This is a genomic window from Nocardioides sp. P86 (genome assembly GCF_023712465.1).
In the GTDB taxonomy this organism is placed as follows: Bacteria; Actinomycetota; Actinomycetes; order Propionibacteriales; family Nocardioidaceae; genus Nocardioides; species Nocardioides kribbensis.
In genome coordinates this window covers 83,349-106,029 of sequence record NZ_JAMAYE010000001.1, presented here as the reverse complement: position 1 = coordinate 106,029, position 22,681 = coordinate 83,349, and the positions used below count along the sequence as shown (strand labels likewise).

Genomic DNA, 22,681 nt, shown 5'->3' with positions numbered 1-22,681 from the left:
GTCCCGTCCTGGCCCGCACGGAAGCCGGTGAGTAGTCCGTCCGGGCCGGTGCGGCGCCGGTCGGGCAGAACCCCTGACCCGTCGTGACCATCTCCGTCCGGCGGCCATGACCCCGGCTGCGAGGGTCCGTTGAGGAGGTGTCTTGCCCGCCACCCACCGACCGGAGCCCCTCATGAACAAGACCACCAAGGGTGCCCTCGCGGCGTCCACCGCCGCCGTGCTGCTGCTCGGGGGCGCCGGCTCGCTGGCCTACTGGACCGACAACGACGTCGTGCAGCCCGGGTCCTTCGCCAGCGGCGAGATCAAGCTGACCAACGGCACGTGCGCGACGAGCTGGACCTACGCCCCCGGCAACGCCAAGGCGGGATCCGTGGTGACCGCCATCGTCCCGGGGGACAAGATCACGAAGACCTGCACCTTCACGGTGCTCGCCAAGGGCGACAACCTGTCGGCGACGCCGACCCTCCCCGCGGTGATCCCCGTCCGCAAGACGTCGTCCGACCCGGGCACGTCCACCCTCGACGCCACCGCCGCCGCGACCTACACCACCACCAGCGGGTTCACCGCGGGCAAGCTGACCCCCTCGAACAACAACGACACGCTGAGCGCGGCCATCACGGTCTCCTTCCCGTACGGCGACGCGACCACCAAGAACGCCAACGACACCCAGAACCTCATCGCCGCGGTCGACGCGCTCACGGTGTCCCTGGTGCAGGACAACCCCAACCCGGCCTGATGAGCAGCCGCAGCCGCAGCCGTAGCCGCGGCACAGCGCGGGGCTGGGCGGGGCAGGTCGCCGCCTGGACCGTGCTGCTCGCGGTCGCGGCGGTCGTCGCGGCCGGGGTCGCCGTGCCCCGGGTGGTCGGGGCGACGCCCTACACGGTGCTCACCGGGTCGATGGCCCCGACCTACCCGCCGGGGACCCTCGTCGTGGTGAGGCCCGTCGACGCCGACGACGTCGGCCCGGGCACGCCGGTGACCTTCCAGCTGGAGTCCGGACGGCCCGAGGTCGTGACCCACCGCGTCGTCGACGTGGCCTACGACCTGACCGGCCGGCGGCTGCTCACCACCCAGGGCGACGCCAACCCGGTGCCCGACGCCGAGCCCGTCGAGGCCGCGCAGCTGCGCGGCGAGGTCTGGTACGCCGTGCCGCACCTCGGCCGCGTCAACGCGCTGCTCACCGGCCACCAGCGCCAGGTCGCGGTGTGGGTCGTCGGCGGTGGGCTGCTCGCCTACGCCGGCGCCATGTTCGTCGGAGCCGCCCGCGAGCGGGGTCGCCGCCCGCGCCCGACCCACCTGCGCACCGCCTGACCTGCACCGCCTGACCTGCACCGCCCACCGCGACCGTCCGCGGGTGCGCCGCCGACCGCTCGACCGACCGCCCGCCCGCCCGATCCAGGAGAGGAGCCACCGTGTCGCACGCCCGTCGCCTCCGCGCGGTGCTCGTCGCCGCCGTCCTGGTCGCGCTGCCGGTGAGCACCGTCGCGATGCGCCCGGTGGCCGGGCCGCCCGAGGCCGGGCCGGGCCGGGCCGAGGCGTCGGCGCTGCGCGACACCGACGTGTCGTCGTACCTCGCGGTGTCGCGCGACCGCGCCTTCGACACCGCCTGGGACGGACCTGTGTGGGGCCGCGGGGTCCGCTGGGTGCCGGGGGACCGGCGTGCGGGGGACTTCTGGGTGCGCAACGACGGCCCGGCGCCGGCCGACCTGACCCTCACCGTGGCCTCGCGCGGCGCGAGGCCGCTGCTGAGCGCAGACAGGTTCAGCGTGCGGGTGGCGGGTCGTGCGCGTCGCGGTGCTCCCAGCGGCGACCTCACGCGGAGCCTCGCCCGGGTGGAGGGGGCGCTGCGGCGCACCGCCCCGGTCGTGCTCGCCTACCACCTGCGCCCGGGCCGGCTGGTGCACGTGCGGGTCGTCGCCGCCCTGGCCTACACCGCAGGCAACCGCACCCAGGGCCGGGGATCGCGCGTGTCCCTCGAGCTCCGCCTGACCCAGGACGTCAACGGCTTCCGCGACGACACGGTGGTGCTCCGTGGCTGAGCACCGCAGGAGCCGGCGGCCGTCCCGGCCCGCGCGCACCCGCTCCACGGGCCGCCGTCGGGCGGTGGTGGCGCGACGCGGTCGGGCCACCAAGGGCTGGGCGGCGCTGGCGCTGGCAGGCGGACTGGTCCTGGGCGCCGGCAGCCAGGGCACCTTCGCCTTCTGGAGCGACACCGACACCGTGGCCAGCGGCTCCTTCACCACCGGGCGCCTCGACCTCACCGTCGACGGGGCCCAGGGCAACCCCACCGCCTACGCCGCCACCAACCTCGCGCTCGCCACGATGGTGCCGGGGGAGAGCGTCGCCGCGACCCTCACCGTGCGCAACGCCGGCGACGCGCCCTTCACCTTCCGCGCCAGCGCCACCAAGGCGGGCGACCTGGCCACGCCGCTGGTGGTCGAGGTGCTCGCCGGGTCGACGCAGACCGGCGACGACGCGACCTACCCCCGCACCGAGGGGTGCTCCGGCGGCACGCCGCTGTCGCCCACCACGGCGACCCGGCTCGACGTCGCCGCCTCCACCACGCTCTGCGTCAAGGTGACCCTGCCCTTCGAGACCGCCGACACCTTCCAGTCGAAGACCGCGCCGAGCACGGTCTCCCTCGCGCTCGCCGCCAGCCAGGTCGCCCCGTGAGCCGCCTCGCCGCTGTCGTGCTCGCGCTCCTGCTGGGGCTGGGCGTCGGCGCGGCCCTCGGGGCGTCGCCCCGCGCGACGCTGGCCGCCTTCTCCGACTCCGCCGCCGCGACCAGCGGGGAGCTCACCAGTGGGGCGATCGCCAAGCCGACCTCGCCGGTGGGCAGCCGTTCGCTGGCGGGCGCGGTGACCTTGAGCTGGGCGGCCACACCGGCGGGCACCGGCACGGCCGGCACCTACCGGGTGCTGCGCTGGAGCGCGCCCACGGGCGGCACCAGCGTGCAGGCCTGCGCCACCACGGCGCCCACCACGACCTGCTCCGACGCGGGCGCGCCGCTGCTCGCCACCGCCTACTACTCTCTCGTCGCCACCGTCGGCGCCGCCTGGAGCAAGGAGTCGGACCGGGTCGCGGTGCCGGTGGCCGGCTCCTCCGACACCGTCGCCCCCGCGCTCGCCGTGGGCTTCCCGACCACCGGCACGTCCTCGTCGTCTAGCTCGTTCTCGACCAAGGTCGCCGCCGGCTGCCCGGCGGGCGGGGTGGCCTGCGGCTCCACGTCGGACAACGTCGCCACCACCGCGGTCACCTACCGCCTGGAGCGGCGCAGCGGCACGGGCCCGGGTGCGAGCACGGTGTGCTGGAACGGGTCGGCGTGGGCCTCGGCCACCTGCCTGCTCGGCCAGCAGTCCGCCACGCTGGTCGGCGGCACGGCCTGGCGGGTGCCGGGGCTGCTGGAGACCGCCTACCCCAACACGTTCGGCGCGGCGGCCTTCACCCTCACCGTCCGTGCCGTCGACGCCGCCGGCAACGCGACCACCGCGACCAGCACCTTCTCCACCACCTGACCCGCCCCGCGCGCTCCCACCTGCCCGCGCGGGGATCCGGGCCCGGCCCTACGATCGCCCGGTGCCGTCACCCCGCATCGGAGTCCTCGCCCTCCAGGGCGACGTCGTCGACCACGTCCGCGCGCTGCGGGCGCTGGGGGCCGAGGCGACCGGCGTACGCCGCGTGGCGGAGCTGGCCGCCGTCGACGCGCTGGTCGTGCCGGGCGGCGAGTCGACCACGATGATCCGCCTGGCGAGGGTCTTCGACCTGCTCGGACCGCTGCGCGAGCGGATCGCCGAGGGCCTGCCGGTGCTCGGCACCTGCGCGGGGATGATCATGCTGGCCGACCGCGTCGAGGACGCCGCGCCCGGGCAGGAGACCCTCGGCGGGCTGCACGTCACGGTGCGCCGCAACGCCTTCGGGCGCCAGGTCGACTCCTTCGAGGGCCCGCTCGACGTGGCCGGCCTCGACTCCCCGGTGCACGCCGTCTTCATCCGGGCGCCCTGGGTGGAGGCCGTCGACGACGACGTCGAGGTGCTCGCGCGTGTGGCGCACGGTCCGGCCGTGGGTAGGATCGTCGCGGTCCGGCAGGGCCCGCTCATGGCCACCTCGTTCCACCCCGAGGTCGGCGAGGACACCCGCATCCACGGGTTGTTCCTCGACCTGGTCCGGGAGCGCTGACCGGCCGGCGCAGCACTTCGACAAGCACGACCGCCCCGGTGCGCCGGGAGCAGGGCGTGGACGGACGGGAAGAGGGAACGCATGTCGGGGCACTCCAAGTGGGCGACCACCAAGCACAAGAAGGCCGCGATCGACGCCAAGCGCGGCAAGATGTTCGCCAAGCTGATCAAGAACATCGAGGTCGCGGCCCGCATGGGCGGCGGTGACCCCACCGGCAACCCGACGCTCTACGACGCCATCCAGAAGGCCAAGAAGTCCTCGGTGCCCAACGACAACATCGACCGCGCGGTCAAGCGCGGCTCCGGTGCGGAGACCGGCGGTGCCGACTACCAGACGATCATGTACGAGGGCTACGGCCCCTCTGGCGTCGCGATGCTCATCGAGTGCCTCACCGACAACAAGAACCGCGCGGCCATGGAGGTCCGCACCGCCATGACCCGCAACGGCGGCTCGCTGGCCGACCCGGGCTCGGTGTCCTTCCTCTTCCACCGCAAGGGCGTCGTCGTGGTGCCCGCGCAGCAGGAGGGCAAGACCGTCTCCGAGGACGACGTGCTCGAGGCGACCCTCGAGGCCGGCGCCGACGCCGTCAACGACCTGGGGGAGGCCTTCGAGGTCGTCTCCGAGCCCACCGACCTGGTGGCGGTGCGCACCGCGTTGCAGAGCGCCGGCATCGACTACGACTCCGCCGACGCCTCCTTCGTGCCCGACATGCAGGTCGCGCTCGACAAGGACGCCGCGGCCAAGATGTTCCGCCTCGTCGACGTCCTGGAGGACCTCGACGACGTGCAGAACCTCTACGCCAACTTCGACGTGGCCGACGACGTCATGGCCCAGCTCGAGGACGCCTGACCCGAGGCCGCTCCCGAGGCTGCACCCCGGCCCGCGTGTCGCCGCGGCGCAGGTCGGTCGCGGTGGGTAGCGTTGCCTGCGAACACATGTTCGACACGACGCCGGCCCACCGAGGTCCGGCGCGGGGACCAGGAGGCGCGATGCGGGTGCTCGGGATCGACCCCGGCCTGACCCGCTGCGGCCTCGGGGTGGTGGAGGGGTCGGTGGGCCGCCCGCTGACCCTCGTCGACGTCAACGTCGTGCGGACCTCCTCGCACCTGCCGGTCGCGGAGCGCCTGGTCACCATCGAGAAGGGCGTAGACGCCTGGCTCGACGAGTTCTCACCCGACGCCGTCGCGGTGGAGCGGGTCTTCGCCCGCTCCGACGTGAGCACGGTGATGGGCACGGCGCAGGCCAGCGGGATCGCCATGGTGTGCGCGGCGCGACGCGGGCTGCCGATCGCGCTGCACACCCCCAGCGAGGTCAAGGCCGCGGTCTCGGGCAACGGTCGCGCCGACAAGCAGCAGGTCGGGGCGATGGTGACCCGGATCCTGCGCCTCGACGCGCCGCCGAAGCCGGCCGACGCGGCCGACGCCCTGGCCCTGGCCATCACCCACATCTGGCGCGGCGGGGCCCAGCAGCGCCTCGACGCCGCCGTCGGGGCCAGCGGCGCGCGCGCCCACCGGCAGGCGCAGGTCGACGCCCAGGTCAGGGCCCAGCGGGCCGTCCAGCAGCAGGCGCGCAGGCGCGCGTTGGAGCAGGCCGCCGAGGTCGCGGCCGGGAGGAGCAGCAGGTGATCGCGTTCGTGCACGGCCAGGTGGCCACGGTGGGCCTGTCCAGCGCCGTCCTCGAGGTGGGCGGCGTGGGGCTGGAGCTGCTCTGCACCCCCGGCACCCTGGCGTCGCTGCGCGTGGGGCAGCCGGCGACCCTGCCCACCAGCATGGTGGTGCGCGAGGACTCCCTGACGCTCTTCGGCTTCCTCGACGACGACGAGAAGGCCTGCTTCGAGCTCGTGCAGACCGCCTCCGGCGTCGGCCCCAAGCTGGCCCAGGCGGTGCTGGCCGTGCTCGCGCCCGACGACCTGCGCCGCGCCGTCTCGGCCGAGGACGTCAAGACCCTCACGCGGGTGCCCGGCATCGGCCAGAAGGGCGCGCAGCGGATCATCCTGGAGCTCAAGGACCGCCTCGGCGCGCCCGTCGGCGGTCGCTCGGCGCCGGCCGCCGCCTCGGCCGAGCCGTGGCGTGAGCAGGTGGCGACCGGTCTGGTCGGTCTGGGCTGGTCGGCGAAGGACGCCGAGAAGGCCGTCGACGCCGTGGCCCCCGAGGCGGGGCCGGTGCCCGACGTCGCTGCGCTGCTACGCGCCGCGCTGCGCTCGCTGAGCAGGGCCTGACGTGCGCGAGGAGGACCTCGCGGCCGCCGAGGACGCCTACTTCGGGTCCCTGACCGCCGCCGAGGCCGAGGGCGACGAGCGTGCGGTCGAGGCCGCGCTGCGACCGCGCAGCCTCGACGAGGTCGTCGGTCAGGCCCGGGTGCGCGACCAGCTGGGCCTGGTGCTGGAGGCGGCGCGGATGCGCGGGCGCTCGCCCGACCACGTGCTGCTGTCGGGGCCGCCCGGTCTCGGCAAGACCACGCTGGCCATGATCATCGCCCACGAGATGACGGCACCGCTGCGCCTGACCAGCGGCCCGGCCATCACCCACGCCGGCGACCTGGCCGCGATCCTGTCGGGGATGAACGAGGGCGAGGTCCTCTTCGTCGACGAGATCCACCGGATGTCGCGGCCGGCGGAGGAGATGCTCTACATGGCGATGGAGGACTTCCGCGTCGACGTCGTCATCGGCAAGGGGCCCGGCGCCACCGCCATCCCGCTCGAGATCCCGCCCTTCACCCTCGTCGGCGCGACCACCCGTGCCGGGCTGCTGCCCGGCCCGCTGCGTGACCGCTTCGGCTTCACCGCCCACCTCGAGTACTACGAGCCCCACGAGCTCGACCGCATCGTGCGCCGCTCGGCGGGCCTGCTCGGGGTCGAGCTGCGCCCCGACGGCTCCAGCGAGATCGCCTCGCGCTCGCGCGGCACCCCGCGCATCGCCAACCGCCTGCTGCGCCGGGTGCGCGACTTCGCGCAGGTCCGCGCCGACGGCGTGGTCACCCTCGACGTGGCGCGCGCGGCGCTGGACCTCTACGAGGTCGACGAGCTCGGCCTCGACCGGCTCGACCGGGCCGTGCTCGACGCGCTGTGCCGCCGCTTCGGCGGCGGCCCCGTGGGGGTCTCCACCCTCGCCGTGGCCGTGGGGGAGGAGCGCGAGACCGTCGAGGAGGTCGCCGAGCCCTTCCTGGTGCGCAACGGCTTCCTGGCCCGGACCCCCCGCGGGCGCATCGCCACCCGCGCGGCCTGGCACCACCTCGGCCTGGCCGCACCCGCCGCGGTCGCCGACACGGCGCTCTTCGACGACTGAGCGGTCGCGCGCGGCGTGGCCGCGACGCCGCCACCCGCCGGGCCCGCGCGACCTGGTCCGAGAGGGTGTGGCGGTGCGCGCCCCGCCGGGCACGGTGGTGCACGACGTGGCCTGGGCCACGGCTACACTTTGCCGTCGGTCGCCCCCGGGACTCCTCCGGGGTCCCGCGGCCCTGCACCCACTCCCTGCTCGAGAGGTCTTGTCGTGTCGACGCTCGTCAACCTGCTGCCGATCATCCTGATCGCGCTGGTGTTCTGGCTGCTGATCATCCGGCCGCAGACCCGGCGCCAGAAGGAGCTCGTGCGGATGCAGGGCTCCCTCACCGTCGGCGACCGGGTGATGCTGACCTCGGGCGTCTTCGGCGAGGTCCGCGAGATCACCGACGAGCACGTCGGGGTCGAGATCGCCGACGGCGTCGTGGTCCGCGTGGTGCGCGGGGCGATCGGCTCGATCATCCCCGCCCACGACCCGCTCGAGGACCCGACCGACGGGCCGGCTCTCGGCGAGGGCCGCACCGAGACCGAGGAGCGCTGACGTGGCGCGCCCCTCGACCCGTCCGGGCCGCACCCTGGTGGTGTTCTTCCTCGGCGTGGCGATCCTCTACGGGCTCACCGCGCTGGCGGGCACCTGGAAGCCGGCCCTGGGCCTGGACCTCCAGGGCGGCACCCGCATCGTCCTGATCCCCGACGGCGACCCCTCGCAGGAGAACCTCGAGGAGGCCCGCCAGATCATCGACGACCGCGTCAACGGCTCCGGCGTCTCCGAGGGCGAGGTCACGACCTCGAGCGGCAACATCACCGTCGAGATCCCCGGCGAGGACCAGAGCGACCTCGAGGAGACCGTGCAGCGCACGGCCCAGCTCCGCTTCCGTCTCGTCGCGTGCTCCCCGCTCCTCGGCACCGCCTGCGGCGCGGCCGGCCAGGTGAGCACCGACCCCGGCACCCAGGTGCCCGGCGCCACCAGCCCCGGTGGCCAGCAGGGTGGGCAGCAGGGTGGCCAGCAGGACGGCACCCAGCAGGGTGGCCAGCAGGACGGCACCCAGCAGGGCGGCCAGCAGGACGGCGCCGGTCAGAGCGGCAACAACCGGCCCGCTCCCGGCTTCGCCCAGCGTGACCTGCTCACCTCCGGCACGGCCTCGCCCAGCCCCAGCGACCAGCCCAGCGACCAGCCCAGCGGCCAGGCCGGCGACGGTGCGAGCACCAGCCCCTCGGCCCAGCCCTCCGGCAGCGCCTCGCCCTCGGGCAGCGCCAGCCCGGGTGCCGCCGCCGGCGGACAGGCCGCGATCGACAGCTGCCTGGCGGCCGCCGCCGACGACGAGACCCTGGCCGACCCGCTGGCCTGGATCAACAGCCCCACCCCGGCGTGCGCCGAGGCGTTCACGGCGTACCAGTGCCCCGCCGAGGGCACCGGCCAGGCCATGCCCGACGACCCGGCCACGCCGCTCATCACCTGCGACGACGAGGGCATCCCCTACCTGCTGTCGAGCTCGATCATCGAGGGCACCGACCTCACCGACGCCGCCGCGGGCATCCCGCAGGGCCAGGTCGGCTGGGCGGTCACCCTGTCGTTCAACGGCGAGGGCACCGACACCTTCGGCGAGGTCTCCCAGGCCCTGGCCGGCCAGGAGCGCCCCTTCGCCATCGTGCTCGACGGCGGCGTGATCTCCGCGCCCACCATCGACACCCCCATCCTCAACGGCGAGGCCCAGATCACCGGCGACTTCGGCGAGGAGGAGGCCGACAGCCTGGCCACGAGCCTGAAGTACGGCTCGCTGCCGATCGCCTTCGGCGACACCTCGGTCGAGACGATCGGCCCCTCGCTCGCGGGCAGCCAGCTCAGCGCCGGCATCTACGCCGGCGCGGCCGGCCTGCTCCTGGTGATGCTCTACTGCCTGGTCTACTACCGCGGCCTGGGCCTGGTGGTCGTCGGCTCGCTCGCCGTCGCGGCGGCCATCACCTACGCCATGGTCCTGCTCCTGGGCGCCGGCGCGGGCTTCACGCTGACCCTGCCCGGCATCGCCGGTCTCATCATCGCGGTCGGTGTCACCGCCGACTCCTTCATCATCTTCTTCGAGCGCATCCGCGACGAGATGCGGGAGGGCAAGTCGATGCGGGTCGCGGTCGAGTCGGGCTGGCAGCGCGCCCGGGTCACCCGGCTGGCCGCCAACGTCGTCTCGCTGCTCTCCGCGGCGGTCCTCTACATCTTCGCGACCGGCGTCGTGAAGGGCTTCGGCTTCGCGCTGGGCCTCTCGACGCTGATCGACCTCGCGGTGCTGTTCTGGTTCACCAAGCCGATGGTGTCCTACCTCGCGCGCTACTCGTTCTTCAACGGCGGCGGTCGGCTCTCCGGCCTCAGCCCCGAGACCCTGGGCATGGACCGGGTCCCGGCCACGGCAGGAGGCAAGGCCTGATGGGCACGTTCTCACGGCTCGGCAACGACCTCTACGGCGGTCGGAAGTCGATCGACTTCGTCAACAAGCGCGGTCCCTGGTACCTCGTCTCGGTGCTGCTCGTGGCCGCGGCGATCGCCATCGTGCTGCTCAGGGGCCTCAACTTCGGCGTGGAGTTCACCGGCGGCACGCAGTTCGACGTCGACGTCGCTGCGAGTTCCGCGACCCAGGACACCGCCGACGAGCTGCGCCAGGAGATCGCCGACTCCGGGATCGAGGCCGCGGGCACGCCCACGGTCACGACCTCGAGCCGCGACGCGCTCATCGTGCAGACCGAGAACCTCTCCAACGCCGACAACGACGCGATCCTGCAGATCATCGACGACGTCACCGGCGCGTCGGGCGACGCGATCTCCCAGACCGAGATCGGCCCGAGCTGGGGCCAGCAGGTCGCCCAGCGCGCCGTGCTCGGCGTGGTCATCTTCCTCATCCTCGTGGTGCTCTTCATCTGGGCCTACTTCCGCGAGTGGAAGATGTCGGTGGCCGCGCTCGTCGCGCTCTTCCACGACATCGCCATCACGATCGGCATCTACGCCCTCTCCGGCTTCCCCGTGACGCCGTCGGCGGTCACCGGTCTGCTGGCGATCCTCGGGTTCTCGCTCTACGACACCGTCGTCGTCTTCGACAAGGTCCGCGAGAACACGACGTCGGCCGAGCTGCGCCGCACCCGCTACACCTACGCCGAGGCCGCCAACCTGGCGGTCAACCAGACGCTGGTCCGGTCGATCAACACCGCGATCGTCGCGCTCATCCCGATCGGCGCGATCCTCTACGTCAGCACCGTGCAGCTGGGAGCGAGCTCCCTGCAGGACCTGGCGCTGTCGCAGTTCGTCGGCATGGCGGTCGGTGTCTACTCCTCGATCTTCCTGGCGCCCCGCCTGCTGGTGCACATGAAGTCCTCGGAGACCGAGGTCAAGCTGGAGGAGAAGCGCGCCAAGGCCCGGGCCCGGGCCATGGCCGACCCCTACGCCACCGTGCCGAGCTTCGCCGAGGACATGCCGGTCGAGGACGAGCCGGGCACCGACCCGGCCGACCGTCCGGTCGTCGACCGCGACCGGCCGCAGATCGCCGGCAACGCCCCGCGCACCGCACCCCCGCGGGCCTCGGAGGCGGTGGGACGCGGCCGGGTGGTGCCCCCGTCGCGGGGTCCGGTCGCCGACTCCCGCGCCGCCGGTCGGCAGCAGCCCTCGCGCCAGACCCGCTCCAAGCGCGGCAAGAAGTGACCTCGCCCGGCGAGGACCCGCTCGCCCCCGCCCGTGACGCCCTGGCCCGGTTGATCCTCGACGTGGCCGACTACCCCGAGCCGGGCGTGGTGTTCAAGGACATCACCCCGCTGCTCGCCGACCACGACGGCCTCAGCGCCGTGGTGGCCGCGCTTGCCTCGGCCGGGCGCTCGGGCGCCGACAGCGTGGTGGACAAGGTCGTCGGCATGGAGGCGCGGGGCTTCATCCTGGCCGCGCCGGTGGCGCTCTCCCTCGGTGCCGGCTTCGTCCCGGTGCGCAAGGAGGGCAAGCTGCCCCGTGAGACCCACGGCGTCTCCTACTCCCTGGAGTACGGCGAGGCCACGCTGGAGATCCACCGCGACGCCATCGCCCCCGGCGACCGCGTCCTGCTCGTCGACGACGTGCTCGCCACCGGCGGCACGGCGCGCGCGACCCAGCAGCTGGTCGAGCAGTGCGGCGGCAGCGTCGTCGGCGTGGCGGTGCTGATGGACCTGTCCTTCCTGCCGTGGCGCGAGGCGCTCGGCGAGCTGCCGGTGACCACGCTGATGACGGTCTGACCCGGCCCGGCCACGGACTAGACTGACCAGGTGACCGAGGAGCGCACGGCCCCGCAGACCGGGTCCGGTGCGCCCGGCCCCGCCGACTCCTCCGCGGGCGCCGCGGCGGACGCCGCCTCGTCCCCGTCCTCGTCCGGCCCTGCGCCGCGCGTGGAGCCCGGCACTCCGGTCGACCGCCCGGGCGCGCCGCGCCAGCCGACCCGCACGCCCCCGCGGCGCCCCGACCGCGTCGCCGACCACCGCCAGGTCGAGGCGCCGTCGTCACGCAGCATGCGCTCCCGGCTGGCCCGGATGGGCACGCGCAGCGGCCAGAGCGGCACCAACCCCGTGCTCGACCCGCTGTTCCGCGCCGTACGCGCCAACCACCCGAAGGCCGACCTCGCGCTGCTCGAGCGGGCCTACGCCACCGCCGAGCACCACCACGGCTCGCAGATGCGCAAGAGCGGCGACCCCTACATCACCCACCCGCTCGCGGTGACGACCATCCTGGCGGGCATCGGCATGACCGAGCCGACGCTGGCCGCGGCCCTGCTGCACGACACCGTCGAGGACACCGACTACACCCTCGAGCAGCTGACCAAGGACTTCGGCGAGGAGGTCGCGCTCCTCGTCGACGGGGTGACCAAGCTCGACAAGGTCCGCTATGGCGAGACCGCCGAGGCCGAGACCATCCGCAAGATGATCGTCTCGATGTCGCGCGACATCCGGGTGCTGGTCATCAAGCTCGCCGACCGGCTGCACAACATGCGCACCCTGCGCTTCGTGCGCCAGGAGACCCAGGAGCGCAAGGCCCGCGAGACCCTCGACATCTACGCCCCGCTGGCCCACCGGCTGGGCATGAACACCATCAAGTGGGAGCTGGAGGACCTCGCGTTCGCCACCCTGCACCCCAAGATCTACGACGAGATCGTGCGGATGGTCGCCGAGCGGGCGCCCTCGCGCGACCAGTTCATGGCCGAGGTCATCAACCAGGTCGAGGCCGACCTGCGCGAGGCGAAGGTCAAGGCGAAGGTCACCGGTCGCCCGAAGCACTACTACTCGATCTACCAGAAGATGATCCTGGGCGGCCGGGAGTTCTCCGACATCTACGACCTGGTCGGCATCCGCGTGCTGGTCGAGGAGGACCGCGACTGCTACGCCGTCCTCGGCGTGCTGCACTCCCGGTGGAACCCCGTGCTGGGGCGCTTCAAGGACTACGTCGCGATGCCGAAGTTCAACATGTACCAGTCGCTGCACACCACGGTGATCGGTCCGCAGGGCAAGCCCGTCGAGATGCAGATCCGCACCTTCTCCCAGCACCGCCGCGCCGAGTACGGCGTGGCCGCGCACTGGAAGTACAAGGAGGACGGCCGCGCCGGCCTCGACACCGACCGCCGCGCCGAGCCCGGCCAGACCGGCGGCGACATGACCTGGGTGCGCCAGCTGCTCGACTGGCAGAGCGAGGTCGAGGACCCGGGCGAGTTCCTGGAGTCGCTGCGCTTCGAGATCAACCGCGCCGAGACCTACGTCTTCACCCCGCGCGGCGACGTGATCGCCCTGCCCTCGGGAGCCACCCCCGTCGACTTCGCCTACGCCGTGCACACCGAGGTCGGCCACCACACCATCGGCGCGCGGGTCAACGGCCGGCTGGTGCCGCTGGAGTCGACGCTGGAGAACGGCGACGTCGTGGAGGTCTTCACCTCCAAGTCGGTCAACGCCGGTCCCTCGCGCGACTGGCTGATCTTCGTGAAGTCGCCGCGCGCCCGCTCCAAGATCCGCCAGTGGTTCACCAAGGAGCGGCGCGAGGAGGCGATCGAGCAGGGCAAGGAGCAGATCGCCAAGCTGATGCGCAAGGAGGGGCTGCCCCTCAAGCGGCTGCTGTCCCACGAGTCGCTCACCCTGGCCGCCGAGCACTTCAAGATCAGCGACGTCTCCGCGCTCTACGCCGCGGTCGGCGAGGGCAACCTCTCGGCCCAGGCCGTCGTACGCCGCGTCATCGACCTGCACGGCGGCAGCGAGGGCGCGCAGGAGGACCTCGCCGAGGCCGTGACGATCACGGGCCGGCGCGGTCGCAGCAAGGTCGCCGGGGCCGGGGACGCCGGCGTGGTGGTCAAGGGCGCGCCCGACGTCTGGGTCAAGCTCGCCAAGTGCTGCACGCCGGTGCCGCCCGACGCGATCCTCGGCTTCGTCACCAAGGGCGGGGGAGTCTCGGTCCACCGCCAGGACTGCACCAACGCCAGCTCGCTGCAGTCGCAGCCCGAGCGGCTGCTCGAGGTCGAGTGGGCGCCGGACTCCAAGTCGACCTTCCTGGTCAACATCCAGGTCGAGGCCCTCGACCGGGCCCGGCTGCTCTCCGACATCACGATGGCGCTCTCCGACGCCCACGTGAACATCCTCTCGGCCAACCTCTCCACCACGCGCGATCGCGTGGCCAAGAGCCGGTTCACCTTCGAGATGGCCGAGACCAAGCACCTCGACACGGTGCTGCGCGCCGTGCGCGGCGTCCCGGGCGTCTTCGACGCCTACCGCGTCACCCAGTAGACCGCGCCGCGGCGCCGGTCGACCTCTTACTGACCGTTGAGACCTCTACCCGACAGTCATGACTGTCAGGTAGAGGTCTCAACGGTCAGTAGGACGCGAGGGCCGCGGCGCTCAGCCGGGGCCGACGGAGGTCAGCCGGAGAAGTCGGCGCTGGCCCGGCGGGCCATGTCGAGGAACTGCCGGCGCGAGGCCAGGTTGTCCTCGAGGTCGGCGACCTTCTTCTGGTCGCCCTTCTCGCGGGCCTTCTCCAGGTCGGCCTCGACCTGGGCGATGGCCGACTCGAGCTTGGCGACCATGTCGGAGGCGCGGGCCGACTTCTCGGGGTCGGAGCGCTTCCACTGGTCGTCCTCGACCCCGCGGATGGCCTGCTCGACCGCGCGCATGCGGCCCTCGAGCTCCTTCATCCGGTCGCGCGGCACCTTGCCGGCGGCGTCCCACCGGTCGGCGAGGTCGCGGAAGGTGCGCTTGGCGGCGTCGAGGTCGGTGACCGGCACGAGCGCCTCGGCCTCGACGAGGATCTGCTCCTTGACGACGGCGTTGCCGGCGAACTCCTGGTCGAGCGCGGCGTTGGCGGCGTCACGCGCGCCGAAGAAGGTGTCCTGGGCGCCGCGGAAGCGCTTCCACAGCGCGTCGTCGGCATCCTTGGGCGCGGGGCCGGCGGCCTTCCAGTCGCGCATCAGGTCGCGGTAGCGGCCCGACGTCGGGCCCCAGTCGGTGGAGCCGGCGAGCGCCTCGGCCTCGGTGGCCAGCCGCTCCTTGACCACGCGCGCCGACTCGCGCTTCTCGTTCTGCTCGGCGAAGTGGCTCTTGCGGCGGCGGGTGTAGGCCGTGCGGGCGGTGGAGAAGCGGCGCCACAGGGCGTCGTCGGAGGCGCGGTCGATGCGGGGGAGCGCCTTCCACTGCTCGAGCAGGTCGCGCAGGCGGTTGGCGCCGTTGCGCCAGTCGGTGCCCTCGGCGAGCTTCTCGGCCTCCGCGACCAGCTTCTCCTTGGCCGCCTTCGACTCCGCGGAGCGCTGCGCCTTCTCGGCGCGCCGGGCCTCGCGCTGCTGCTCGAGCACCGGGGCGAGCGCGTCGAGCCTGGCCTCGAGGGAGGCGAGGTCGCCGACGGCGTTGGCGTCGGTGACCTGCGCCCGCACCTTGCCGAGGGACTCCGTCGCCTCCTCGGGCGACATCACCCCCGACTTGATGCGCTGCTCGAGCAGCTCCACCTCGAAGGCCAGCGCGGCGAAGCGCTCGGTGAAGAAGGTCAGCGCCTCCTCGGGCGTGCCCTCGGGGTACTGCCCCACGGAGCGCTCCCCGTCGGCGGTCTTCACGTAGACGGTGCCGTCGTCGTCGACGCGGCCCCACTGCTCGCTCGTCACTGCGGTTCCCTCGGTCTCGGTGTCACTCGGTGGTCACTCGGTGGACGCGAGGCCCCATGCTAGTCAGACCGTGGCCGCGGGGGCCGAGGCGCCCGCCAAACCGGTGCGACGAGGGCCCGGGAGCCTCGCTAGGGTGAGGGCGTGCTGATCGCCGGATTCCCCGCAGGCCCCTGGGGCACGAACTGCTACGTCGTGGCCACCGGGCCCGGGGCGGAGTGCGTCGTGGTCGACCCCGGCAAGGACGCCGCCGACGGCGTCGCCGAGGTCGTGCGCGAGCACCGCCTCAAGCCGGTCTCGGTCCTCGTCACCCACGGCCACCTCGACCACATGTGGTGCGTGGCCCCGGTGGCCGGGGGCTACGACGCCACGGCCTGGATCCACCCGGCCGACCGCCACCTGCTGAGCGACCCGATGGCCGGCATGTCGCCCGAGACCAGCCGGATGCTGCTCGGGCAGTCCTACGAGTGGGCCGAGCCCGACGACGTGCGCGAGCTCGCCGACGACCAGCACCTCGAGCTGGCGGGCCTGCGCTTCGTCGTCGACCACACCCCGGGCCACACCGCCGGGTCGGTCACCTTCCGCACGCCGTACGCCGCCGCGGCGGGGCAGCCCGAGGTCTCCGAGGTGATGTTCTCCGGCGACCTGCTCTTCGCGGGCTCGATCGGTCGCACCGACCTGCCCGGCGGTGACCACCCGACCATGCTGCGCAGCCTCGCCACCAAGGTGCTGCCCCTGGCCGACGACGTGGTCGTGCTCCCGGGCCACGGCGAGCAGACCTCCATCGGTCGCGAGCGCGCCACCAACCCCTACCTGCTGGACCTGGCCGACGGCGACACCGACGGCCCGGCCCGCGTCACCCGAGGTCTCTAGAGCCGATGAACGCCAAGATCCGCCCGCTCAGCGGGTTCCCCGAGCTGCTGCCTGCCCAGCGCGTCGTCGAGCAGCAGGTGGTCGACACCCTGCGCCACGTCTTCGAGCTGCACGGCTTCGCCGGCATCGAGACCCGCGCGGTGGAGCCCCTCGACCAGCTGCTGACCAAGGGCGAGACCTCCAAGGAGGTCTACGTGCTGCGCCGCCTGCAGGAGCAGGAGGGCGGCAAGGACGCCGGCCTGGGCCTCCACTTCGACCTCACCGTGCCGTTCGCGCGCTACGTCGTCGAGAACGCCGGGAGGCTGGAGTTCCCCTTCCGGCGCTACCAGGTGCAGAAGGTGTGGCGCGGCGAGCGCCCCCAGGACGGCCGCTACCGCGAGTTCACGCAGGCCGACATCGACGTGGTCGGGCGCGACACGCTGTCGTTCCACCACGACGTCGAGGTGGCTCGGGTGATGCTCGACGCGCTGCGCCGCATCGACTTCCTGCCCGGCTTCCGGCTCCAGGTCAACAACCGCAAGCTCCTCGAGGGCTACTTCCTCGGCCTGGGCCTCGACGACCCGGCCCCGGCCATGACGGCGGTCGACAAGCTCGACAAGCAGTCGCCCGAGGCCGTGGCCGCCCTGCTCGTCGAGGGCGGGCTCGACGCAGACCTCGCCCGTCGCTGCCTGGCCATCGCCGAGATCTCCAGCACCGACACCTCCTTCGTGCAGCAGGTGCGCGACCTCGGCGTCGAGCACCCGCTGCTGGAGGAGGGTCTCACCGAGCTGGCGGCCGTCGTCGAGGGCTGCGCGGGCCTGGTCGGCCCCCGCGTCGAGGTGGTCGCCGACCTGAGGATCGCGCGCGGCCTCGACTACTACACCGGCACGGTCTTCGAGACCCGCATGCGCGGCCACGAGGCGCTCGGCTCGATCTGCTCCGGCGGTCGCTACGACGCCCTGGCCACCGACGGCCGCACCACCTACCCCGGCGTGGGCATCTCGCTGGGCGTCAGCCGGGTGCTGGTGCCGTTGATCTCGCGCACCGGGCTCGTGGCCGACCGCTCGGTGCCCAGCGCCGTGCTGGTGGCGCTGGTCGACGACGCGCCGGAGGCGCGTGCCGCGAGCGAGGCCGTCGCCGACGCCCTGCGTGCACGCGACGTCGCCTGCGAGGTCTCGCCCAGCCCGCAGAAGTTCGGCAAGCAGATCCGCTACGCCGAGCGCCGTGGCATCCCCTTCGTGTGGTTCACCACCGCCGAGGGCGGCCACGAGGTCAAGGACATCCGATCCGGGGAGCAGGTGACGGCCGACCCCGCCGCCTGGACCCCGCCCCACGAGGACCTGCGACCGCAGGTGACCTCGCACGACCCACAGGAGATGACGAAGTGATCCGCACCCATGACGCCGGCGCCCTGCGCGCCGAGCACGTCGGCCAGACCGTCACCCTCGCCGGGTGGGTGGCCCGCCGACGCGATCACGGCGGCGTGGCCTTCCTCGACCTGCGCGAGGCCAGCGGCGTGGTCCAGGTCGTCGTGCGCGACGAGGACGTCGCCCACAGCCTGCGCAGCGAGTTCTGCCTCAAGGTGACCGGCGAGGTCGCCACCCGCCCCGAGGGCAACGCCAACCCCGGTCTGCCGACCGGCGAGATCGAGGTCATCGTCTCCGACCTCGAGGTGCTCAACGCCGCGGCCCCGCTGCCCTTCCCCATCGACGACACCGGCCACGGCTCGGGTGACGTGGGGGAGGAGGCGCGACTGCGCCACCGCTACCTCGACCTGCGCCGCGCCGGCCCCGCCGCCGCCCTCCGCCTGCGCAGCAAGGTCAACAAGGCCGCCCGCGACGTGCTCGACGCGCAGGGCTTCGTCGAGGTCGAGACCCCGACCCTGACCCGCAGCACCCCCGAGGGCGCCCGCGACTTCCTGGTGCCCGCCCGCCTGCAGCCCGGCAGCTGGTACGCCCTGCCGCAGAGCCCGCAGCTGTTCAAGCAGCTGCTCATGGTCGCCGGCATGGAGCGCTACTTCCAGATCGCGCGCTGCTACCGCGACGAGGACTTCCGCGCCGACCGCCAGCCGGAGTTCACCCAGCTCGACATCGAGATGAGCTTCGTCGACCAGGAGGACGTCATCGCCCTCATGGAGGACGTGCTGGCCGCCATGTGGAAGCTCATCGACGTCGACATCCCGCGACCGATCCCGCGCATGACCTACGCCGACGCGATGCGACGCTACGGCTCCGACAAGCCCGACCTGCGCATGGGCCTGGAGCTGGTGGAGTGCACCGACTACTTCGCCGACACGCCGTTCCGCGTGTTCCAGGCGCCCTACGTCGGTGCCGTGGTCATGCCGGGCGGGGCGAGCCAGCCCCGCAAGAAGCTCGACGCCTGGCAGGACTGGGCCAAGCAGCGCGGCGCCAAGGGCCTGGCCTACGTGCTGGTGCAGGACGACGGCTCGCTGACCGGCCCGGTCTCGAAGAACATCACCGACGAGGAGAAGGCCGGGCTGGCCGCCCACGTCGGTGCCGCCCCCGGCGACTGCATCTTCTTCGCCGCCGGCGCACCCAAGCCCAGCCGGGCGCTCCTCGGCGCCGCCCGCCTCGAGATCGGCCGCCGCGGGGGCCTCATCGACGAGAGCGCCTTCGCCTTCACCTGGGTCGTCGACGCCCCGATGTTCGAGCCGGCCTCCGACGCGGTGGCCAGCGGCGACGTCGCCGTGGGCGCGGGTGCCTGGACCGCGGTGCACCACGCGTTCACCGGCCCGAAGCCGGAGTTCGCCGACACCTTCGACACCGACCCCGGCAGCGCGCTGGCCTACGCCTACGACATCGTCTGCAATGGCAACGAGCTCGGCGGCGGGTCGATCCGTATCCACCGCGAGGACGTCCAGAAGCGGGTCTTCGCCGTCATGGGCCTCAGCGAGGAGGAGGCCCAGGAGAAGTTCGGCTTCCTGCTCGACGCGTTCAAGTACGGCGCCCCGCCGCACGGCGGCATCGCCGTGGGCATGGACCGCATCTGCGCGATGCTCGCGGGGTCGGACTCCATCCGCGACGTGATCGCCTTCCCGAAGTCCGGCGGCGGCTTCGACCCGCTCACCGCGGCGCCTGCGCCCATCACCGCCGAGCAGCGCAAGGAGGCCGGTGTCGACGGCCCGCCCGCGAAGGACGTCCCGGCCCAGGCCTGATCCACCGGACGCGCCCCACCGGCGAGTCGTCTCGACTGCCGAGACCAGATCGTTACTCGCGGTTGACCGCCGGTGGGGCACCGAGCACATAGAGTCGCTCGCGGCGCAGGGCCCCGGCCCTGCTCCGTGTCCAGTGTTCGTAGTGGAGAGGTGACTCGGTGAGCCTGACGGCATCGAGCGTGGAGCAGCCCGGCGACTCGGAGTTCCACGAGCCCGAGGGGGACGACAAGGCGGCCGGCAAGGTCGGCGTCGAGGGACGTTCGCCGGCCAAGCTGGCCTGGGCCCGCTTCCGCAAGGACCGGCTGTCGATGGTGTCCTTCTCCGTCGTCGTGCTCTTCTTCGCGATCGCGGTCCTGACCCCGATCCTGGTGGCCGCCGGCGTGCTCAAGCCGCAGGACTTCAACCAGGACCAGCTCGACCTCATCACCGGCGGGCTCCCCAACGAGGGCATGAGCCTGGCCCACCCGTTCGGCATCGAGCCCGGCACCGGGCGCGACCTGCTCTCGCGGATCCTGCTCGGCACGACGCTGTCGATGACCATCGCCCTGTCGGGCGCGATCATCACCGTCATCATCGGCACCGTGCTCGGCATCATCGCCGGCTTCACCGGCGGCGTGGTCGACGGCGTGATCGGTCGCATCATCGACCTGACGCTGTCCTTCCCCAGCACCCTGATGCTGCTGGCGCTCTCCCAGGTCGTGGTCGACCGGATGCTCGACATCGGCATCCCCTCAGGCCCCAACGGCGCCTTCGTCAACGGCTTCTACATCGTCATCGTGCTGGCCGCCTTCGGCTGGCCGCCGGTGGCCCGGCTGATCCGCGGCCAGGTGCTCTCGATCCGCGAGCGTGAGTTCGTCGACGCCGCCCGCCTCATGGGCGCCTCCCGGCCCCGGATCTACTTCAAGGAGATCCTGCCCAACCTCTGGGCCCCGATCCTCGTCTACTTCACGCTGCTGATGCCGGCCTACGTCTCGGCCGAGGCCGCGCTCAGCTACCTCGGCGTCGGGATCAAGAACCCCACGCCGACCCTCGGCAACGTGCTCAGCGGGGCGCTGCTCTACGCAGACTCCTACCCGCTGTTCTTCTTCACCCCCGCGATCTTCATCGCGGTGATCGTCATCTCGTTCAACCTCCTCGGCGACGGCGCGCGCGACGCGCTCGACCCGAAGGCCGGTCGCTGAGACGACCCCCGTGGGCCTCGGCCCGCCCCCAGGACTTTCCGCAGGAAAGATGCGCCGACCCCGGCGAGAACACAAGGAGAAATCACATGGGTAGGACACGGAAGCGCTTCGTCGCCCTCGCGACGTCCGCGGTTGTCGCCGCCAGCCTCGCCGCTTGTGGCGGCGACGGCGGCAGCAGCAGCAACGACGGCGTCGGCAACCAGGAGGGCCAGGAGGTGACCGAGGCCACCAAGGGCGGCTCCATCACCTACCTGCAGTCCTCGGTCACCGAGCACCTCGACCCCCAGCGCGTCTACGTCGGTCGCGACATCTCGAACCTGGGCCGCCTGGTCTACCGCAGCTGGGTGCAGTTCCCCAGCGGCACGACCGACGCCACCGAGGGCACGACCCCGATCGCCGACCTCGCCACCGACACCGGCACCGCCAACGAGGACGCCACCGAGTGGCAGTTCACGCTGAAGGACGGCCCGGTCTGGCAGGACGGCGAGCCCATCACGTGTGAGGACTTCGCCTACGGCGTCTCGCGCACCTTCGCCACCGACGTCATCACCGGCGGCCCGAACTACATCATCGGCTACCTCGACGTCCCCACCGCCGACGACGGCTCCTCGCAGTACAAGGGCCCCTACACCGGCGAGGGCCAGGAGCTCTTCGACCAGGCGGTCTCCTGCGACGGCAACACGATCACCTACAAGTTCAAGAAGCCGTGGCCGGACTTCCCGCTGGCCATCGCCTCGCTGCGCGCCTTCGACCCGGTCCGCGAGGACCAGGACAAGGGCGACCGCTCCGACCTGGTGCCCTTCTCCAGCGGCCCCTACATGCTCGACGGCGAGTGGGACGAGGACTCCGGCGGCACCTTCGTGCGCAACCCCGAGTGGGACGGCGAGGAGGACACCAACCGCCAGGCGAACTTCGACGACATCACCTTCGAGGTCGGCGTCGAGCCCGAGACCATCATCGAGCGCCTGATCGCCGACCAAGGCGAGGACACCACCGCCATCGCCGCGCAGAACATCACCTCGGCGCAGTACAACCAGATCACCGGCGACGTCGCCGAGCGTGCGGTCAACATCCAGTCGCCGTTCACCAACTACCTGGTGCCGAACTTCAACCAGATCGAGGACGTCAAGGTCCGCCAGGCCCTCGCGCTGGCGACCAACCGCGCGGCCTACATCGGCGCCCTCGGCGGCGAGCTGGCCTCGACCCCGGCGCAGACCATCGTCAGCCCCGACGTCCCGGGCCACCAGCCCCTCGACACCTTCGGCTCCGCCGAGGGCGGCGACGTCGACGGCGCCAAGGCGCTGCTCGAGGAGGCCGGCGTCGAGATGCCGTACCCGATCACGCTTACCTACCCGATCGGCTCGGCCTCCTCGGAGAACGCGTTCGCCGCGCTGAAGCAGACCTACGACCAGGCCGGCTTCGAGGTCACCCTCGACGGTCTGGACCCCTCGGGCCCGTACTACGAGACCATCCAGAAGCCCGACTCCGAGTCCGACCTGATCTGGGGCGGCTGGGGTGCTGACTGGCCCTCGATCTCGACCGTGCTCCCGCCGCTGTTCGACAGCCGCCTCAACCTGACCGCCAACTCCAACGGCCAGGACTACGGCAACTACGACAGCGACGAGGCCAACGCCCTCATCGACGAGGCGCTCGCCGAGACCGACCTCGACGCCGCCAACGAGCTGTGGGGCCAGCTGGACCAGCTCCTCGCCGACGACGTCGCCTACATCCCGCTCGACACCACCAACTTCTACTACCTGCGTGGTTCGGGCATCGAGAACTACGTGAACTCGGTGTCCACGAGCGGCTACCCCGACCTCGGCGTCATCGCCGTGGCCGAGGACGCGCAGTGACCCCTGCTCCCTGAGCAGGCACCACCGCAGCACCACCGCAGCACCGCCGTCGC

Annotated in this window: 21 protein-coding genes; 20 read left to right on the top strand and 1 reads right to left on the bottom strand. The window is 72.7% G+C overall.

Going from position 1 to position 22,681, the window contains the following annotated elements; genetic code table 11:
- The first annotated feature begins 142 nt into the window (after positions 1-142).
- From M3673_RS00505 to M3673_RS00435, 15 genes are all read left to right on the top strand, one after another.
- The gene (locus M3673_RS00505) at positions 143-736 is read left to right on the top strand and encodes an alternate-type signal peptide domain-containing protein (protein WP_156697726.1); all 594 of its coding nucleotides are present in this window, start codon (positions 143-145) and stop codon (positions 734-736) included.
- Positions 736-1,311, top strand: a complete 576-nt coding sequence (locus M3673_RS00500; RefSeq protein WP_251530769.1) for a signal peptidase I — start codon at positions 736-738, stop codon at positions 1,309-1,311. The genes M3673_RS00505 and M3673_RS00500 overlap by 1 nt, the downstream gene beginning before the upstream one ends.
- 101 nt (positions 1,312-1,412) lie before the next feature.
- Positions 1,413-2,039 carry a hypothetical protein gene (locus tag M3673_RS00495; protein WP_251530767.1) on the top strand — a complete coding sequence of 209 codons (627 nt, stop codon included), beginning with the start codon at positions 1,413-1,415 and terminating at the stop codon, positions 2,037-2,039.
- 64 nt (positions 2,040-2,103) lie between these two features.
- Entirely contained in the window at positions 2,104-2,673 is a 570-nt protein-coding gene (locus M3673_RS00490) for a TasA family protein (RefSeq protein ID WP_251530765.1), read from the top strand.
- A complete protein-coding gene (locus M3673_RS00485; protein WP_251530763.1) occupies positions 2,670-3,515 on the top strand; it encodes a hypothetical protein in 846 nt (281 codons plus the stop codon). The genes M3673_RS00490 and M3673_RS00485 overlap by 4 nt, the downstream gene beginning before the upstream one ends.
- Positions 3,516-3,576: 61 nt before the next feature.
- Positions 3,577-4,176 (top strand): pyridoxal 5'-phosphate synthase glutaminase subunit PdxT, encoded by a 600-nt coding sequence (gene pdxT / locus M3673_RS00480; RefSeq protein ID WP_251530761.1) that lies wholly within the window; start codon positions 3,577-3,579, stop codon positions 4,174-4,176.
- Positions 4,177-4,257: 81 nt separating this feature from the next.
- The gene (locus M3673_RS00475; protein WP_056862757.1) at positions 4,258-5,025 is read left to right on the top strand and encodes a YebC/PmpR family DNA-binding transcriptional regulator; all 768 of its coding nucleotides are present in this window, start codon (positions 4,258-4,260) and stop codon (positions 5,023-5,025) included.
- A 140-nt stretch (positions 5,026-5,165) separates the two neighbouring features.
- Complete coding sequence (gene ruvC / locus M3673_RS00470; protein WP_193664222.1) at positions 5,166-5,801, top strand: crossover junction endodeoxyribonuclease RuvC; 636 nt, start codon at positions 5,166-5,168, stop codon at positions 5,799-5,801.
- The gene (gene ruvA / locus M3673_RS00465) at positions 5,798-6,394 is read left to right on the top strand and encodes a Holliday junction branch migration protein RuvA (protein ID WP_056904373.1); all 597 of its coding nucleotides are present in this window, start codon (positions 5,798-5,800) and stop codon (positions 6,392-6,394) included. The genes ruvC and ruvA overlap by 4 nt, the downstream gene beginning before the upstream one ends.
- A 49-nt stretch (positions 6,395-6,443) precedes the next feature.
- Complete coding sequence (gene ruvB, locus M3673_RS00460) at positions 6,444-7,460, top strand: Holliday junction branch migration DNA helicase RuvB (protein ID WP_251532758.1); 1,017 nt, start codon at positions 6,444-6,446, stop codon at positions 7,458-7,460.
- Between the two features lie 204 nt (positions 7,461-7,664).
- Positions 7,665-7,994 carry a preprotein translocase subunit YajC gene (yajC, locus tag M3673_RS00455; RefSeq protein ID WP_251530759.1) on the top strand — a complete coding sequence of 110 codons (330 nt, stop codon included), beginning with the start codon at positions 7,665-7,667 and terminating at the stop codon, positions 7,992-7,994.
- 1 nt (position 7,995) lies between these two features.
- The gene (gene secD, locus M3673_RS00450) at positions 7,996-9,870 is read left to right on the top strand and encodes a protein translocase subunit SecD (protein ID WP_251530757.1); all 1,875 of its coding nucleotides are present in this window, start codon (positions 7,996-7,998) and stop codon (positions 9,868-9,870) included.
- A complete protein-coding gene (secF, locus tag M3673_RS00445) occupies positions 9,870-11,132 on the top strand; it encodes a protein translocase subunit SecF (protein WP_251530756.1) in 1,263 nt (420 codons plus the stop codon). The genes secD and secF overlap by 1 nt, the downstream gene beginning before the upstream one ends.
- Positions 11,129-11,689 carry an adenine phosphoribosyltransferase gene (locus M3673_RS00440; RefSeq protein ID WP_056862764.1) on the top strand — a complete coding sequence of 187 codons (561 nt, stop codon included), beginning with the start codon at positions 11,129-11,131 and terminating at the stop codon, positions 11,687-11,689. Before secF ends, M3673_RS00440 begins: the two co-directional genes overlap by 4 nt.
- 270 nt (positions 11,690-11,959) lie before the next feature.
- Complete coding sequence (locus tag M3673_RS00435; RefSeq protein WP_251532757.1) at positions 11,960-14,209, top strand: bifunctional (p)ppGpp synthetase/guanosine-3',5'-bis(diphosphate) 3'-pyrophosphohydrolase; 2,250 nt, start codon at positions 11,960-11,962, stop codon at positions 14,207-14,209.
- 131 nt (positions 14,210-14,340) lie between these two features.
- Here the strand turns inward: M3673_RS00435 and M3673_RS00430 are convergent, their stop codons facing one another.
- On the bottom strand, positions 14,341-15,570 hold the full coding sequence (locus M3673_RS00430) for a DUF349 domain-containing protein (RefSeq protein ID WP_193664212.1): 1,230 nt from the start codon (positions 15,568-15,570) through the stop codon (positions 14,341-14,343).
- Between the two features lie 141 nt (positions 15,571-15,711).
- Here M3673_RS00430 and M3673_RS00425 point away from each other — a divergent pair, with 141 nt between their 5' ends.
- The 5 genes from M3673_RS00425 (at position 15,712) to M3673_RS00405 (ending at position 22,628) form a co-directional block, all read left to right on the top strand.
- Positions 15,712-16,440 carry an MBL fold metallo-hydrolase gene (locus tag M3673_RS00425; protein WP_228943331.1) on the top strand — a complete coding sequence of 243 codons (729 nt, stop codon included), beginning with the start codon at positions 15,712-15,714 and terminating at the stop codon, positions 16,438-16,440.
- Positions 16,441-16,445: 5 nt separating this feature from the next.
- Complete coding sequence (gene hisS / locus M3673_RS00420; RefSeq protein ID WP_251530754.1) at positions 16,446-17,807, top strand: histidine--tRNA ligase; 1,362 nt, start codon at positions 16,446-16,448, stop codon at positions 17,805-17,807.
- Complete coding sequence (aspS, locus tag M3673_RS00415; RefSeq protein WP_193664208.1) at positions 17,804-19,594, top strand: aspartate--tRNA ligase; 1,791 nt, start codon at positions 17,804-17,806, stop codon at positions 19,592-19,594. The genes hisS and aspS overlap by 4 nt, the downstream gene beginning before the upstream one ends.
- A 158-nt stretch (positions 19,595-19,752) precedes the next feature.
- Positions 19,753-20,775 carry an ABC transporter permease gene (locus M3673_RS00410; protein WP_251530752.1) on the top strand — a complete coding sequence of 341 codons (1,023 nt, stop codon included), beginning with the start codon at positions 19,753-19,755 and terminating at the stop codon, positions 20,773-20,775.
- 86 nt (positions 20,776-20,861) lie between these two features.
- Positions 20,862-22,628 (top strand): ABC transporter substrate-binding protein, encoded by a 1,767-nt coding sequence (locus M3673_RS00405; protein WP_251530750.1) that lies wholly within the window; start codon positions 20,862-20,864, stop codon positions 22,626-22,628.
- The last annotated feature ends 53 nt before the right edge of the window (positions 22,629-22,681 follow it).